Raw genomic sequence first — 17,114 nt, forward strand, 5'->3', positions numbered from 1 at the left:
GATTTATCATGAATCTATTATTTAAAAATGCAACCATTTTTCCCATTACATCTCAAGTTTTATATAACCATGATTTGTTAATTGAAAATGGGAAAATTAAAGAAATTGCACCTGAGATTTTTTCGATTGAAGATCAAACAATTGTCATAGAATGTGCAGGAAAACCACTATTTCCAGGTTTTATTGATGTACACACTCACTTAGGACTATATGACGAAGGAACTGGTTGGGCTGGAAATGATGCGAATGAAACAATTGAAGTATTGACTCCACATATTCGATCAATGGATGGAATATTGCCCCTTGATGTTGCTTTTACTGATGCAATCCAACATGGAATTACAACAGCTCATATTATGCCTGGTAGTGGAAATGTAATTGGTGGAACAACTTGTACAATTAAAACATATGGTAAAAGTATAGATAAAATGATTATTCAAGAGCCGTCTGGATTGAAAATCGCTTTTGGTGAAAATCCAAAAAGAACTCATAGTAACGGGAATAAAGAATCAATTACTAGAATGGGTATTATGGGAATGCTTCGTGAAGCATTCTATGAAGCTAAAAACTCGCATAACCCAGATGACTTTCGAATTTTACCAATTATTAAAGCTTTAAATAGAGAAATTCCAGTACGAATTCATGCTCATCGTGCAGATGATATTTTATCAGCTATACGTTTTGGCGAAGAATTTAACTTAGATATACGAATTGAACATTGTACAGAAGGTCATTTAATTATTGACCATTTAAGGGATCGAAACCTTCAAGTATCTGTTGGTCCTACATTAACTAGACGTTCAAAAATCGAATTAAAAAATAAATCCTGGACTACATACAAAGCTCTTGCTGATATTGGGGTAAGTGTTTCAATTACAACTGACCACCCTTATACGCCAATTCAGTATTTAAATGTATGTGCAGCTATAGCAGTTCGAGAAGGTTTACCTGAGCTCGAAGCTTTAAAAGCAATTACGATTAATCCAGCAAAAAATCTTAATTTATCTCATAGAATTGGTAGCTTAGAAATTGGTAAAGACGGTGATGTAGTATTATGGTCCCATCATCCGTTTCATTATATGGCTAAACCATTACTCACTGTCATAGATGGTAGAATTGTGTATAAAAATATCGAATAATTTTAGTTTGCAATTTGAACAAAATCGTTTATTATAGTATAGTAAGAACGTTTGCGGTAAATTAAATAGAAAGTGTGAAAACACTTTTCTTATATAGTATTTTAACGGGAAAGGCAAATGGTGAGCCACCAGTAAATCGCTGGTCCTAGTGGGTTCGATTCCCACCCCGAAATTTTAGGGTGCATTAAAAAATTATTCATAATTTATTCATAATTAATGCACTTCACAGGACTTTAAATTTTATTGTTTAGTCCTCACAAAAATTTCGCGGGTGGCGTAACCTTCTTTCGCTACCCTTATTATGAGGAGGAGTAGAGAATGCTGAAACAGCGAGATTTACAAGATTGTTCTGTACTTTTTGAACTTATGGTGCATCCTGATGTCTTTCCCTTTGTGCGCCATAAAGCAAATTCGTACGAAGAATTCTTATTTATCACAAAACAAGCAATCGAACTAGAAGAACAAGGAAAAATGATATCAAGAACAATCTTAGATGAGTGGGGTAACCCTATTGGTAACATTTCTTTACATGATATTGAAGATGGATATGGCTTTTTAGGAACCTGGTTAGGCAAACCTTTTCACGGAATGGGTTATAATAAACCAGCAAAAGACGCTTTCTTCCATGAGTTATTTCACGATTTAGGAATCAACTCTATTTTTATGCGTATTCGTAAAGTGAATAAACGCTCTTTTTATGCTGCAAGTAAACTACCATACGCATCATTAGCAAATGAATCACGTAAATGTCTATATGATGAAATAAATCAAAATGAAGAAATTTACGATCTATTTGAAATTACTAAAGACAATTATTTATTGCATACAATGCGTGAAGATTACCAACAACATGAAGTTACACATTTAAAAGAAGCATAATTAAGTATATCAGCCACAAAAAATGGAGAGACTTACTAAGGATTTTATAACTTAGCGAGGTGTTTTTTGTGGATAAACGAAAAGATAAAACGAGACGTAATTTAAGTTCTACTCAAGAAGTATTATATGCAAAAGAATTTAAAAGAGCTGATCGTGCTGCAGGTTATACTAATTTTAATGGCATAGGCAAATAATTTTATTCAAAAAGGCTTTCTTAGGAAGCCTTTTTTTGTTTTTCTAGAATAACTTTATAACCAGTAATTCTCCGTATAACCATCTTGCAAAATTTACAATATCTTATTTAAATTTCACTTGATTCAAAAATATAAACCGAGGACGGTCTAACATAATATTCCTTACTAAGTTTTTCCTTTATTCGATGCATTTCATCTTCAATTTTTTCTCCTCGAACAAAAGATCCCCCTTCGATTCCATTCTGATCATCTAGTAAAACATACCAAGAAAATCGAAACTCCTTCATTAAAATTCACCCTTTAAAATAAGAAACTAAAAATGACTATTTTTCATTATATTCACTAACCTCAAATTTATTTTAGTCAATCGTCTAAATAATCTTAAAAAGCTTATAAAGAAAACTTGCCGATTGGCAAGCCTTAAGGCGAAGACAGAGGTTTAGTTGCCCTTATACTTTATTCCTAAAATTGGCTACCACGTCGAATTAACTTCCTTCTTGCCAATTTATACTTAAAGTGTAAAATAAACTGTCCTTTAAATGTTAGACGCCTACTAACATTTAAAGGACAGTTCAAAGTAATTAGTTTTATTAACAAGTTTGTAATTCTTTCATTTGAGTTAATAGTTGATAAGCATGATTTACACTTTCATTTGATGGTGGTTGAATATCTTTTAAAGGATATTTTAATCCTAATGCTTCCCATTTATAAACTCCTAATTGATGATATGGTAAAATTTCTACTTTTTCCACGTTACTTAAAGTCTTTATAAAGCCACCTAGTTTTATTAGATCATCTTCAGAGTCGGTGATTCCAGGAACTAAGACATGTCTAATCCATACCGGGATATTTCTATTGTCCAAGTATTTAGCAAAGCATTTAATCTGCTCATTTGATTTTCCCGTAAGTTTTATATGTTTTTTTTCATCAAAATGCTTTAAATCTAATAAAACTAAATCAGTGTATTCTAATACTTTGTCTAATTTTAATAGAAAGTTTGGATCAGTAATGAAACATCCACCAGATGTATCAATCGTTGTATGAATCCCATTTTTTCTACAAGATTTAAACAGTTCTAATAGAAAGTCTAATTGTAATAATGGTTCTCCACCACTAACCGTAACGCCACCTCCAGATGATCTCATAAATGGGATATAGGTCTTGATATCCTTTATTACTTGATCAACTGACATTTCTTTACCTGCTCCAATTTTCCACGTATCTGCGTTATGACAATATTGACATCTTAATAAACATCCTTGAGTAAAGATTACATATCTAAGACCTGGTCCATCGACAGTTCCACAAGTTTCAATTGAATGTATATTCCCTGAAACCATTGTCATTCACCTCTTAACTATTTTTTTCCTAATTTAGTAAAAACATTAAAGCCTAGTGAAGCATTTCCCTCACTAGGCATGAATTACAGGGATTTTTACATAGAACCGTGGAAAGTTCTATTTATTACGTCAATTTGTTGTTCCCTAGTTAGTTTTATGAAGTTAACTGCATAACCCGAGACTCTAATCGTTAATTGTGGATATTCTTCAGGATGTTCCATCGCATCCATTAATGTTTCTCGATTGAATACATTTACGTTTAAGTGATGTCCACCCTTTTCTGTATAACCATCTAACATAGCTACTAAGTTTAATTTTTGTGTGCTCTCATCTTTACCTAATGCTTTAGGAACGATTGAGAAAGTATTTGAAATTCCATCTTGTGCATCTTCATAAGGTAATTTTGCTACAGAACTTAATGATGCTAACGCTCCGTTTGTATCGCGTCCGTGTAATGGGTTAGCACCAGGGGCAAATGGCTCACCTGCTTTTCTTCCGTCTGGTGTATTACCTGTCTTTTTACCATATACAACATTTGACGTAATCGTTAGAACTGATGTGGTATGAATTGAATTACGATATGTTTTATGCTTTCTTACTTTAGCCATAAAGCTTTCAACAAGTTCAACAGCAATGTCATCAACAAGATCATCGTTGTTTCCGTATTTTGGATACTCTCCTTCAATTTCGAAATCAACGACAATACCATTCTCATCTCGAATTGTTTTAACTTTTGCATGTTTAATAGCAGATAATGAATCAGCACAAACTGACAAGCCAGCGATACCTGTTGCCATTGTACGTTTTATATTTGCATCATGTAGTGCCATTTCAATTCGTTCATAGCTATATTTATCATGCATATAGTGAATACAATTTAATGTATTAACGTATAAGCCTGCTAACCAATCTAATAAAACATCAAACTTAACTTTTACTTCTTCATAGTCAAGATACTCTGATGTAATCGGAGCATACATAGGTGCTACTTGTGCTTTCGACTTTTCATCTTTACCACCATTAATTGCATATAACAATGCTTTAGCTAGATTTGCACGTGCACCAAAGAATTGCATTTGTTTACCGATTGTCATAGCAGAAACGCAACATGCAATACCATAATCATCACCATATTCCGGACGCATGATATCATCATTTTCATATTGTATTGAGCTAGTTTTAATTGACATTTTAGCGCAATATTGCTTAAATCCGACTGGTAATTTCGCTGACCAAAGTACTGTTAAGTTAGGTTCTGGAGCCGGCCCTAAGTTATCTAATGTATTTAAAAAGCGGAACGAGTTTTTCGTTACAAGTGGACGACCATCTATTCCAATTCCACCGATTGATTCAGTTACCCATGTAGGATCACCAGAAAATAATTCATTATAATCAGGTGTACGAGCAAACATAACTAATCGTAGTTTCATTACAAAATGATCGACTAATTCTTGAGCCTCTTGTTCAGTTAAAGTATTTTCTTCAAGATCGCGTTCAATATATATATCTAAAAATGTCGATACTCGGCCTAAGCTCATTGCTGCTCCATTTTGCTCTTTTATTGCTGCTAAATAGCCAAAATATAACCATTGGAAAGCTTCTTTTGCATTTGTTGCAGGTCCAGCAATATCAAATCCATGTTTTGCAGCCATTTGTTTTAATTCATTTAATGCTCGGATTTGTTCATTTAGTTCTTCACGATCTCGTATTACTTCTTCTGACATAACACTTGTCATTTTATTTAATGTATCAATTTTATCTTTAATCAGTCGATCTACACCATATAATGCTACTCTTCTATAGTCACCTATAATTCTTCCACGACCATATGCATCAGGTAGACCTGTAATAACACCTGAACGTCTTGCTGCTTTCATTTCTGGTGTATAAGCATCAAATACGCCTTGATTATGTGTTTTTCGGTATTCTGAAAATATTTTGCTTATTTCTTCGTCAACTTTATATCCATAGGATTCACATGCTGCCTCAGCCATTCGAATCCCACCATATGGTTGTAATGATCGTTTAAAAGGTTTATCCGTTTGGAATCCAACAATTTGCTCTAATTCTTTCTCTAAGTAACCAGGTTCATGTGAAGTGATTGTAGATACGATTTTCGTATCCATATCTAAAACTCCGCCCTTTTGGCGTTCTTCTTTAGATAATTTAAGTACTATATCCCAAAGCTTGCTAGTTGCATCTGTTGGCCCAACAAGAAAAGATTCATCCCCAACATAAGATTTAACATTTTTTTGAATAAAGTTTCTTACATCAATCGATTTTTCCCATCGTCCAGTTTCAAATTGTCTCCATTGTTCCATCGTATTACTCCTCCTCTTCTGCATATAATACAGAAAGTTAATTAAGTATATAACAGATTACGTATTTAATTTATCACACGATGAACTGAAACTTTCACTTATATTATGAACATATTGTGAAATATTGAACAAAGTAATTAAGAAGTTAACTCATATAAACAACTAATTCTTTCCACTAAATTACAGTTGCTTCATATATATAGTAATTCACTCTGAAAACTTTCCAGTTAAACAACAAACTGTTATACTCAAAAGATAGTTACTGTATTAGCAAATTCACTAAAAAAGTGGACAAGACATTCACAATCCGGATATACGATAATACAATGGTTAATACAAAAATGAATAATCTCAAATTGAACAATGTTTCTTTAAAGGAGTAATTATGAATACAAAACTAAATCTTTCTAATTCGATTAATGAAAAATTAAATTTAATATATAATGAACAAATTCAAAAAGTTCTAAAAGAAGAGCAATTATTAATCGGAACAAAACAATATGTTTCTCAAGACACAACGATTTTAGAAGATGCTATTACTGCCCTTCTTCTTGGTAAAAATATATTATTAAAAGGACCAACAGGAAGTGGTAAAACGGTTTTAGCTGAGACTCTTTCAAAATTGCTTTATCAACCGATGCATAGCATAAACTGTTCAGTTGATTTAGATTTAGAAGGTATTGTTGGATACAACACAATTGCTTCTAATTCGAACGGATCTGAAGTAGTATTCATCGATGGACCTTTAATGAAAGCAATGAAAAAAGGTCATATTTTATACATCGATGAAATTAACATGGCTAAACCAGAAACATTACCATTACTACATGGTGCACTTGATTATCGAAAAATGATTACAAATCCATTTACTCAAGAAGTAGTTAAAGGTGACGAAAACTTTAGGGTAATCGCCGCAATAAATGAAGGATATGTAGGAACAAGCGAATTAAATGAAGCTTTAAAAAATCGCTTCATTATTATAGATGTTCCATACATTAACGGGGAATCATTACTTCAGTTATTAAAAGATGAATCTGAACTAAAAGATGAAGACCTACTAAAGAAATTCACAAGCTTTTCAAGTGATTTAATCCCATTAGCAAGTGAAGGCAGAATTAGTGAAGATGCAGCAAGTATTCGCGGTGTTCTTGACGCATGTGATTTATCTGTTCATATACCAGTACTTCGAGCAATTGAACGCACAATTATCGCTAAATTAAGTGATGACATTGAGCGTGAGACTGTTAGAGAACTAGCTGAAAGTTATTTTCTTTCTTGAAATGAGTGATGATTAACATATGAAACAAATCATTTTTAACAATAAAAAAATCGACGCTTCCACTTTTCTTCAAATGGAAAATTTATCGATTTCTCTTTCGAAAGATCGAAGTTCATTTTTAGAATTTGATTTTCAGGCGTATTACGACGATGAAGAACAAAAATTTACTGTAAGTCATTTTTGGGAAACACAAGAGTATAATACACAGTTACAAGGTTTGAAATCAGATGTATACTTAAAAGCTTTAGGTAATAAACATTACTCAGATTTTAGTGAATTCAAAGATACACTAAAGGAATTACAGGAAACTCATTTAAAAAGTTTTCTCACACAATTGTTTGTCCTTCTTGAGGATATCCGACTTGAAGAGTTAATTATTCATCAAAGACCAGGTACAAGACAATTATTTTCTACGAGAAAAAGAATATATAGACATTATTTCCAATCACAATTTAAAGCAAATGAAATGCGTAATTTTCAATTAGATCAATTGTTTTGTTTAATTTATCTTTCACTTACTTCTACTCAATTAACTTATCAAACGAATGAACAACTCGAGGATATTTTACCAATCCTCTTCCAAGCGTTTGAAGCTAAGAAAACAAGTGATGTTTCTTCCATTGTATTTAGAGTGCAGCAGAGACTACTCTCTCTGTATAAGGAAGATATGATTCACACATATTTTGGCTATTTACCGTTAAATAAAATTAACGAATTAGCTTCATGTAATAGTAAAGTAAAAGAGCTTCAAAATGACGACCAGCAAGAGGGTCTTGATGAAAGAAATAGCGAAGACGAAAGATTATCAACCTGGCATAGAGAAAGCAAAAATAATGAAACAGATGATAATTTTTTACGATTTGAAGTTGAAAGTGGTACAAAAACTTCTATTAAAGCAAACTTTGCACGTGAAGAAGAGGCCGGCGATCAGGCAATTGCAAATGCATTTGGTTCCTCCAAACAAGGGGAAAATAAAAAGTCAAAACAAACTGATTCATATGAGGCTACGAATTCATCCTCTTCACAGCAAAATCCTTTTGGTAAATACAATAGTAATGTTTCTATTAAATATAAAGAAGCAATTGGGCAAACAGTTTCCGAAAAGAAACAGTATTCTACACTGTCTTCAATGGTATCTAAAGATGTTAAAGAACTAAGAAAAACGATTGAAAAATCATTAGAAAATAAACAAAATGCACCTACTGATAAATACTATGGCAGGTTAAATAAAAAATGGATTCGACTTTTCACAGAAGAAAATCCAAAAATGTTTTATAAAAAACAAACTGAATCGAAAGAATTAGATGCCGTTTTCTACTTATTAGTTGATTGCTCTGGATCAATGTTTAATAAAATGGATGAAGTGAAAAAAAGCGTCATTTTATTCCATGAAACATTAAAACAATTAAAAATCTCTCATAGTATTAGTGGCTTTTGGGAGGATGCTTCAAATGCAACAAAAGAAGACAAACCAAATATTTTACATCAAGTCATTCCGTTTTCAAGCTCTTTATCGCCTTCAGTAGGTCCAAACATTATGCAACTTCAAGAAGAAGAGGATAATCGTGACGGCTTAATGATTCGAATTGTTTCAGAAGAACTCGCTAAACGTTCGGAAAAGCATAAATTTTTGCTCGTGTTTACAGATGGCGAACCTTCAGCATTAGATTATTTCCAGGATGGGATTATCGATACACATGAAGCAGTTAAACAAGCTAGAAAACTTGGAATAGAGGTAATCGGCACATTCATTGAGGAAGAAGAACATCAAGAAGAAACTTCACAATTAATGAAAAATATTTATCAGCACCATTACTTAATCGCCTCAAATGCAGAAGATTTAAGACTTCAACTAAAACCAATGTTAAAAAAATTATTATTAAGAAGCATAGAATAAGATAGTTGTCCATAAAATGAAAAGAAATAGGCTTACTAGTAGCCTATTTCTTTTTATTTTATAAATTTTGTCGAACAGATTTACATAACCAAATCGTATTTCCTATTGATTTTTAAAATTAAACGGAGTACGATAAATTTTGACGACTTAGAGAGATGCATATTTAAAGAAAAGCTAGTGAATAACCGCTAGTTTGTTTTGTATTTAAGGGGGATTAGGACTATGCCTACTTCAATTAAAGCAACATTTTCACGTGTACGATTCGTATTACTGGTTGCGTTAGTAGTTTGGCTAAAAACGTATATTGTTACTCTGTTTGGATTCGATTTAAAAATTGATACAGTCTTTCAAAATGTAATATTATTTATTAGCCCTTTGGCATCCTCATTATTCCTTGTAGGGATCGCACTTTTTTTCAAAGGGAACAAACGGAATACGATCGCGCTATTGATTAATTTCATTTTAACCTTGCTTTTATGTGGAAACGTTTTATTTTACGGATTCTTTAACGACTTCATAACATTACCAGTGCTGTTCCAAACTAGTAATATGGGTGATTTAGGATCAAGTGTAAAAGAACTAGCAAGCTTTAAAATTCTATTTATGTTTATTGATATTCTTATCCTATATTTGATCTCAAAGAAATTTCCTAAATTTTCAAACACTGGTCGTGTACCTTCATTTATGAAGTCAACTTACTATTTAATAACGATTGCAATTGCAGTTTTAAACTTAGGTTTAGCTGAAATGGAAAGACCTGAATTGCTTACTCGTTCGTTTGATCGTGAAATGCTAGTAAAAAATCTTGGATTATATGTTTACCAAGGTTATGATTTATCACTTCAAACAAAGACTTCAACACAAAAGGCCTTTGCAGATAGCAGTAAATTAACTGAAATTGAAAACTATGTAAATAGTAACGGCGCAAAAGCAAATGCGAAGCTTTTCGGTAAATATAAAGGTAAAAATGTTATTGTTATTTCTTTAGAATCAATGCAAAATTTCACAATTGGCGCAAAGGTTAATGGTAAAGAAATAACTCCATTTTTAAATAAATACATTAAAGAAAGTTATTATTTTGACCACTTCTATCACCAAACTGGTCAAGGAAAAACATCTGATGCTGAGTTCATTATTGATAACTCTTTATATCCATTAGACCGCGGTGCTGTCTATTTTACACATGCAAATAACGAATATATGGCTACTCCTGAAATTTTAAAAGATCAAGGCTACTATTCAGCTGTTTTCCATGCAAATAATAAAAGCTTCTGGAATCGAAATGTAATGTACCCTTCTTTAGGCTACGATCGCTACTTTAATGAAGTAGATTATAATATTACCGATGAAAACTCTGTAAACTGGGGATTAAAGGATGAAGATTTCTTTAAACAATCACTTCCTCTTTTATCACAAGTGAAACAACCGTTTTATACTAGATTCTTAACTTTATCAAACCACTATCCTTTCGTACTTGATCCACAAGATCAATACATTGATCAATATAATTCTGGTGACGAGACACTTGATCGTTATGTAACAACAGTACGATATATGGATGAATCAATTAAACACTTTGTTGAAGGTCTGAAAAAATCAGGTCTATATGATAATACAATTCTTGTTATGTATGGTGATCATTATGGTATTTCTGAAAACCATAATCGTGCAATGGCTCAGTTCTTAGGTAAAGACGAAATTACTCCATATGACCATATGGATTTACAACGTACGCCATTTATTATTCATTTACCTAAGCAAAAACAAGGTCAAACGATCTCAAAGGTTGCTGGTCAAATTGATGTAAAACCTACCATTCTTCATCTGTTAGGCGTTGATACAAAAACAGATATTGAATTTGGTAAAGATCTATTTAGCCCAGATTATTCGGAATTCATTGTTTTCCGTGATGGCAGCTTCGTTACAAGTAAATATTATTATGTAGCTGGCTCTAATGAATTTTATAATCGATTAACTGCTGAAAAAGTAGAAGTTCCTGATCAAGAAGCGAAACTACTAATTGATAAAGCCAAAAAAGAGCTAACACTTTCAGATAATATTGTTTACGGTGATTTATTCCGTTTCTACAGTGGCAACAAGCATAAAACAGGTACAATGCAAACAATAACTGACCCAAATCAGTAATGTGTACTTCAAAAGAACCTCACAGTCTAGTTATTAAATTTTTAGTTTGTCAACAGTCTGAATATGAAAATCAATTTTATAGTATTTTATCTATACACCGAGAGATGCTTTTACAAGCATCTCTTTTTGTTATAATATGGTATTTATACATAGTTTTTTAATTAAAATATAGTGGGAGGATATTAATTGTATAAAAACTCTAAGTTATTATTTTGGACGATCGAACTACTATTATTATTCTTAGTCTTATTCGTTGGAACAAAAATATCATTCTTATTTCAACCAATTGCTATTTTAATTAGTACTTTATTTGCGCCAATACTTGTCTCAATCTTTCTATATTTCCTATTTGCACCAATAGTTGATTTTTTAGAGCGAAAAAAAGTGCCCCGCTCGATAGGCATTCTTCTTCTCTATCTCGGATTAATCCTAATTGCTGTTGTATCTATCATTAATGTATTCCCAACCTTAACTCAACAATTTAAAGATTTGGTAAATAATATGCCAACAATTGTAAATGAAGCAACAAATAAGATTGGCCTATTAGAGAAATGGTTAGGAAGTCAAAATTACGTTGAAATTAAAGATTTAGAAAAGAAAGTTGCAGACTATGCCCTAGTATTTATCGGTGGCATAACTGGTGGAATTGGTGCATTTTTCAATATTTTAAGTAATGTAACGTTAATCATATTAACAGCTCCATTTATACTGTTTTATATGTTTAAAGATGGTCATAAATTTCCAGCTGCGATGTCTCGTTTTTTACCACAAAGCTTAAGGAATGAAGCAATTCATATTGCAAATGAAACAAGCGAAACATTGGCTTCTTACATTCAAGGTCAAACGATTGTTTGTATTTTTGTTGGAATTGGAACATTTATTGGATATAGTATTATCGGAATACCTAATGCCTTAATTTTAGCGTTAGTAGCTGCTATTACAAATATTATCCCTTACTTTGGCCCGTTTATTGGTGGAGCTCCTGCAGTGATCGTTGCTTTTCTAATTTCTCCTAAATTAGCTTTATTCGTTGTACTGATCATTTTAATTGTTCAACAAATTGATTCCAACTTAATCTCACCATATATCATGGGGAAAAAGTTAAATATTCATCCTTTAACGATTATTCTATTATTATTATTCGCTGGTAACTTTGCAGGTGTACTTGGTATGGTTTTAGCTGTGCCAACATACGCAATATGTAAAGTAGTGATTGTTAATATAACTAGAATCATCAATTTAAGGAAAAAAGCGAAATTCGCGGATAAGATTATTGATGACGATATTGAAACAAATATCGAAATAAACATTAACAACGATAACGAGCCAAAAGAATAAATAAGAGCAAGAATAATGAAGCTGGAGTGATATTCACTCTTATCACTTCCTTTATTCCTGCTCTTTCTTTTTACAATTTAAACGTCTCTCTTCCCTGCTCTCTATTTAGGAGCCATTCTTTCCTCCACAGTCCACCAGCATAGCCTGTTAGCTTACCATTTGACCCAATAATGCGATGGCATGGAACGATGATACTTAATGGATTTCTTGCATTTGCATTCGCAACAGCTCTTACTGCCTTCGGGTTCCCTATACGATTAGCAATATCTGCATATGAAGCAGTTTCTCCATATTTAATTTTAACTAGTTCCCGCCACACACTTTCCTGAAAAGGAGTTCCTTTTGCAATTGATTGAATACTAAATTCCTTCCTATATCCACTGAAATATTCAATCAATTCATTTCCTGCATTCTTCAAAGAGGGTGGTACTATTTTTTGAATTTCGTCATTCTCTTCTTTAACAAAATCAATAAATGCTACTCCTTTTTCATTCCCAACGATCCTTAATGTACCTAACGGAGTGTCTATATAAGCTGTATCTAATTGATTCATAAATCATTCTCCTAGATTATTTATCTAAATTTGGAAAATACTCCATTGCTTCAATACATTGATTATAACCGTTTCGCTTATAAAAATTAACACCTTGCTCGCTTGGCCAAACAATAACAAATTCGAAGTTCATTTCGCCTACCCATTTATTAACTTGGGAGATTAATTTCCCTCCAATCCCCTTCCCTCGATAATCCTTTAATGTATATACATTCGTCATGAAAGCAAAAGGTTTAGTCACTCTACCAGGTCGGGGTACTTTTTGAATAAGTTCAATATAAATATGGGAAACAATTGTACCTTCTATTTCAGCAACCCATATGTACCATTGTTTACTGTTTATTGCATTTAGTAAGAAATCACGACATTCACTGTAAAAGTCATTGTATTTGCTCTCTTTAATTCTTCCCGTCTCGTAATCTTCTAAAGTAAAGTCCCATCTCATCTTAATTAACTGCTCAATATCTTTTTTTTCTGCCAACCTCAAATTCATTTTATCCCACCTTAATCCTCTGTACCTAAAACATCGGTATTAGGTGGAATATAACCCATCTGTCGAGCCATCGCGACAATTTGTCCTTTATGATGATATTCATGTGTGATCGTATGTACTAGCAATTTCATCGGTGTGATAGATATTTCTTCATTATGCTCTCTCCATGGAATCTTTCTAACAATTGATTTGTTCAAACAGTCAACTGTCATATCCAATAATTCACTCACGAATAAATCAGCTTGATCAAATCTTGATTTAATATCATCAAGACTAAGATTTACAACGTTTTCCTTCGGAGTAATTGGCTTTTTCGTTTTCAATAATATAAAAGATCCAATCCATGCAATATAACATTCTGCCATATGTAGTAAAGTTTCTCTAACACTTTGGAAACCAAACCCGTCTAATTTACGAGTAAAATCCTCTGGCTTTAATTCGCCACAAAAATTTAACAATGCCTCACGATTTTCTTTTACCCATTGATATTCCTTCAGATTCACTACAGTCACCTCTTACAATTTTGATTAATTAAGCTATTCTACTAAGAGGTAAAAATTACCTTTAAGTAAAAAAATAAAGGCCTGTATATACCTACAGACCCTTTTGTTTATACAAATAACTTTAAACTTACTTGAACAATTAATAAAACAGAAACTGAAATTAATAGAATTCTGGCTAGCTTCATTGGAACAAATTCAGCAAATCTTAACCCTACTTGATTACCAACAATTGAAGCAGCAGCCATCGTCACAGCAATTTTCCATTGGAAGTGCCCTGTCATATAAAATATGATAAATGCTGATAAACAACTCCCAAAATTTAATACTCTAGCCAACTGAACCGCATTAACATAAGTAAATCCTTTTTTAATAAAATACAAGATTGCAAATGTTGAAGAGCCTGGACCGAAGCCCCCGTCATAAACACCAATCCCCGTTAAGATACCCCTATCTAACAAAGTTTGCTTTTCAACACAACTTTTATTCGTAGTTTCATAGTTCCACTTTTTACTTGCAAACGTTAACCATAATGAACCAGTTAATAAAACTAATGCCACGATATTCATTACATGTTCATCTAACATACTCGTTACAAATGCACCAATTCCCCCACCAATAAACGAAACGAATATAAATTGAAAAATGACTGAGGCCTTAAAATCTTTCTTTTTAATTGTATAAAGGATACTACTAAACGACCCCAAACCTGAAGCAAACTTATTTGTGGCAATACCCGTTTGAATAGGAATGCCAAGAAAAATCATCATCGGGAGTGTTATTAATCCTCCACCACCTGCTAATGTTCCAACTACTGCTGCACCGATTCCTAAAATAAAAAGTAATAATAGTGAGTCCATTTTCCTATCTCCCTTTTTCGCGTCTATCCTTACTATACACAAAATATTCTAAAAAAGGGAAACTAAAGACCTTATTATTTGTGGATGATTATGGAATAGCAGGACTAAGGAGAGAAATTAAAGTAGGTGCGGGACTTTTGGTGCAAATAACGACGTACTGCAATTAACTGAAGAATTGGTGCAAATAATCGACTTACTGCAATTAAATTTCGAAAATCGCAATTAAAAATGGCAGAACTGCAATTAAAATTCGAGAATCGCAATTAAAAATATTAAAATCCCAAAAACTGCAATTAAATCAGAAATATACCTATAGTGGTACAGGTACTAAAACGTACGAATTGTGCTAATGTAGCCTATTTCAACTGGTATAATAGCAAAATTGCTCTATGTTTTCTCTAGTCGGATAATAAACGAAAAAAATTTGCTAATTTACTATAATGAGTAGCAGTAAAATCCCTCTCAAATGAATAACACTGACGAGATACCTCCACTTCAACATAAAAAGGGCTTGCCCCCGTCAAGTAACCTGACATATGGACAGCCCTCTATATTAAAAAATACTCAAATTATATCGTGAAGCCAGTAACTCAAATAATTTTATACCGGCTACACTATTTCCTTTTTCATCAAGTGACGGTCCATAAACACCAATTCCAAATCGGCGAGGCACCGCACCCAAAACACCGCCAGAAACACCACTTTTAGCAGGAATTCCAACTTTAATCGCAAATTCACCCGATGCATTATACATCCCACAAGTAACCATAAAAGTGTTACAAATCTTTGCTATTTTTTCAGGTATAAGCTGCGTTTTAGAAATTGGATCCCAACCATCAAGCGCGAAAATAAGTCCAATTCTCGCCATTTCTAAACAGTTTACTTCGATTGAACATTGTTTTGTATATAAATCTAATAGCAATTCAACATCTTCAGTAATAATTCCATGCTCTTTCATAAAGTAACAAAGCGATCTGTTCAAGTGCGCTGTTTCAAATTCAGATATAGCAACTTCTTTCGAATAAGAAAGCTCTTTATTATCTGTTAAAACCCTCATAAAGTTCAAAAGTCGTTGAAAGCGATCTTTTATACTATGACCTTTAATCATACTTGTAACTGCCAAAGCCCCCGCATTAATCATTGGATTTAACGGCTTTCCAGCAGACCTAACTTCTAATTTTGCAATTGAGTTAAACGGATCACCAGTAGGCTCCATCCCTACTCGCTCAAATACGTAATCTTCTCCACGATCCATTAAAACTAAAGCTAGCGAAATTACCTTCGAAATACTTTGCAAAGTAAAACGAATGCTCGTATTACCAGCTTCAAAATGTCGTCCATCAGGCAAAAACACAGCCAACGATAAATCTTTTTTATTTGCCTTTGCAAGGGCAGGAATATAATTGGCTACTTTTCCATACTGAATAAACTCCTTTGCCTCTTCAATAAGGACTTTCAATTCCTCTATATGGTGAACTTCTTTTTCCTCTCGAAATCCATTCTGCGTCATAAAATCACCTGTTCATTTCATTTTTAAGGGAAAAGACATTCTCAAAATCACTTTATATGAGTACGCCTACAACAATTAAATCCCTACCTATTCTTCACGTTTTTCTTATCTACTTCTCCTACCAGACTTGCCCTCATTTCTTGATTTCCCTGTACTTCTTGAATTTCCCGTATTTCTTGTTCTTTCCGCTCTACCTGCATTTCTTGATTTATCTGCTCTACTTGCACTTCCCGTTCTCTCTGCTCTGCCTGCATTTCCTGTTCTTTCTACTCTACCGGCATTTCCCGTTCTTTCTGCTCTGCCTGCATTTCCTGTTCTTTCTACTCTACCGGCATTTCCCGTTCTTTCTGCTCTGCCTGCATTTCCTGATCTATCCGCTCTGCCTGCATTTCCTAATCTATCGGTTCTGCCTGCATTTCCTGTTCTCTCCGCTCTGCCTGCATTTCCTAATCTATCGGTTCTGCCTGCATTTCCTGTTCTCTCCGCTCTGCCTGCATTACCCGTTCTTTCCGCTCTACCTGCATTACCCGTTCTTTCTGCTCTGCCTGCATTACCCGTTCTTTCTGCTCTGCCTGCATTACCCGTTCTTTCTGCTCTGCCTGCATTACCCGTTCTTTCTGCTCTGCCTGCATTACCTGTTCTTTCTGCTCTACCTGCATTACCCGT

Annotated in this window: 15 protein-coding genes and 1 pseudogene; 7 read left to right on the forward strand and 9 right to left on the reverse strand. The window is 33.3% G+C overall.

Features of this window, described 5'->3' with window-relative positions; all coding sequences use genetic code 11:
• Window positions 1-8 precede the first annotated feature (8 nt).
• The 3 genes from ACFVRR_RS19170 to ACFVRR_RS19180 all read left to right on the forward strand — a co-directional run bounded on the left by ACFVRR_RS19170 (window position 9) and on the right by ACFVRR_RS19180 (window position 2,212).
• The gene (locus ACFVRR_RS19170) at window positions 9-1,139 is read left to right on the forward strand and encodes an amidohydrolase (protein ID WP_387331781.1); all 1,131 of its coding nucleotides are present in this window, start codon (window positions 9-11) and stop codon (window positions 1,137-1,139) included.
• 318 nt (window positions 1,140-1,457) lie between these two features.
• Window positions 1,458-2,018: a GNAT family N-acetyltransferase gene (locus tag ACFVRR_RS19175; RefSeq protein WP_025671591.1), complete on the forward strand. Its 561-nt coding sequence runs from the start codon at window positions 1,458-1,460 to the stop codon at window positions 2,016-2,018.
• A 68-nt stretch (window positions 2,019-2,086) separates the two neighbouring features.
• The gene (locus tag ACFVRR_RS19180; protein WP_069035250.1) at window positions 2,087-2,212 is read left to right on the forward strand and encodes a YfhE family protein; all 126 of its coding nucleotides are present in this window, start codon (window positions 2,087-2,089) and stop codon (window positions 2,210-2,212) included.
• Between the two features lie 107 nt (window positions 2,213-2,319).
• Here the strand turns inward: ACFVRR_RS19180 and ACFVRR_RS19185 are convergent, their stop codons facing one another.
• The 3 genes from ACFVRR_RS19185 to pflB form a co-directional block, all read right to left on the reverse strand.
• Complete coding sequence (locus ACFVRR_RS19185; protein ID WP_387331783.1) at window positions 2,320-2,499, reverse strand: hypothetical protein; 180 nt, start codon at window positions 2,497-2,499, stop codon at window positions 2,320-2,322.
• Window positions 2,500-2,802: 303 nt separating this feature from the next.
• Window positions 2,803-3,552 (reverse strand): pyruvate formate-lyase-activating protein, encoded by a 750-nt coding sequence (gene pflA / locus ACFVRR_RS19190; RefSeq protein WP_387331785.1) that lies wholly within the window; start codon window positions 3,550-3,552, stop codon window positions 2,803-2,805.
• Window positions 3,553-3,647: 95 nt separating this feature from the next.
• Window positions 3,648-5,873: a formate C-acetyltransferase gene (pflB, locus tag ACFVRR_RS19195; protein WP_387331787.1), complete on the reverse strand. Its 2,226-nt coding sequence runs from the start codon at window positions 5,871-5,873 to the stop codon at window positions 3,648-3,650.
• Window positions 5,874-6,258: 385 nt separating this feature from the next.
• On the opposite strand from pflB, the gene ACFVRR_RS19200 reads away from it, so the two are divergent.
• From ACFVRR_RS19200 to ACFVRR_RS19215, 4 genes are all read left to right on the forward strand, one after another.
• Window positions 6,259-7,152 carry an ATP-binding protein gene (locus ACFVRR_RS19200; protein ID WP_097978307.1) on the forward strand — a complete coding sequence of 298 codons (894 nt, stop codon included), beginning with the start codon at window positions 6,259-6,261 and terminating at the stop codon, window positions 7,150-7,152.
• A 19-nt stretch (window positions 7,153-7,171) separates the two neighbouring features.
• Window positions 7,172-9,049 (forward strand): vWA domain-containing protein, encoded by a 1,878-nt coding sequence (locus tag ACFVRR_RS19205; protein ID WP_387331790.1) that lies wholly within the window; start codon window positions 7,172-7,174, stop codon window positions 9,047-9,049.
• Window positions 9,050-9,271: 222 nt separating this feature from the next.
• Window positions 9,272-11,194, forward strand: a complete 1,923-nt coding sequence (locus ACFVRR_RS19210) for an LTA synthase family protein (RefSeq protein ID WP_387331792.1) — start codon at window positions 9,272-9,274, stop codon at window positions 11,192-11,194.
• A gap of 186 nt (window positions 11,195-11,380) precedes the next feature.
• Window positions 11,381-12,532, forward strand: coding sequence for an AI-2E family transporter (locus ACFVRR_RS19215; RefSeq protein ID WP_387331794.1), 1,152 nt, complete (start codon window positions 11,381-11,383; stop codon window positions 12,530-12,532).
• Window positions 12,533-12,602: 70 nt separating this feature from the next.
• Here the strand turns inward: ACFVRR_RS19215 and ACFVRR_RS19220 are convergent, their stop codons facing one another.
• From ACFVRR_RS19220 to ACFVRR_RS19245, 6 genes and pseudogenes are all read right to left on the reverse strand, one after another.
• Window positions 12,603-13,085, reverse strand: coding sequence for a methylated-DNA--[protein]-cysteine S-methyltransferase (locus ACFVRR_RS19220; RefSeq protein ID WP_387331796.1), 483 nt, complete (start codon window positions 13,083-13,085; stop codon window positions 12,603-12,605).
• A 16-nt stretch (window positions 13,086-13,101) separates the two neighbouring features.
• Entirely contained in the window at window positions 13,102-13,578 is a 477-nt protein-coding gene (locus tag ACFVRR_RS19225) for a GNAT family N-acetyltransferase (protein WP_387331798.1), read from the reverse strand.
• Window positions 13,579-13,589: 11 nt separating this feature from the next.
• Window positions 13,590-14,081: a DinB family protein gene (locus ACFVRR_RS19230; protein WP_387331800.1), complete on the reverse strand. Its 492-nt coding sequence runs from the start codon at window positions 14,079-14,081 to the stop codon at window positions 13,590-13,592.
• Window positions 14,082-14,188: 107 nt separating this feature from the next.
• Complete coding sequence (locus ACFVRR_RS19235; protein ID WP_387331802.1) at window positions 14,189-14,938, reverse strand: sulfite exporter TauE/SafE family protein; 750 nt, start codon at window positions 14,936-14,938, stop codon at window positions 14,189-14,191.
• A gap of 553 nt (window positions 14,939-15,491) precedes the next feature.
• A complete protein-coding gene (glsA, locus tag ACFVRR_RS19240) occupies window positions 15,492-16,448 on the reverse strand; it encodes a glutaminase A (RefSeq protein WP_387331804.1) in 957 nt (318 codons plus the stop codon).
• 105 nt (window positions 16,449-16,553) lie between these two features.
• A pseudogene (locus ACFVRR_RS19245) lies at window positions 16,554-17,114 on the reverse strand (hypothetical protein); the annotation flags it as partial.

The organism is Gottfriedia sp. NPDC057948 (genome assembly GCF_042887255.1).
Classification (GTDB): domain Bacteria; phylum Bacillota; class Bacilli; order Bacillales; family Bacillaceae_G; genus Gottfriedia.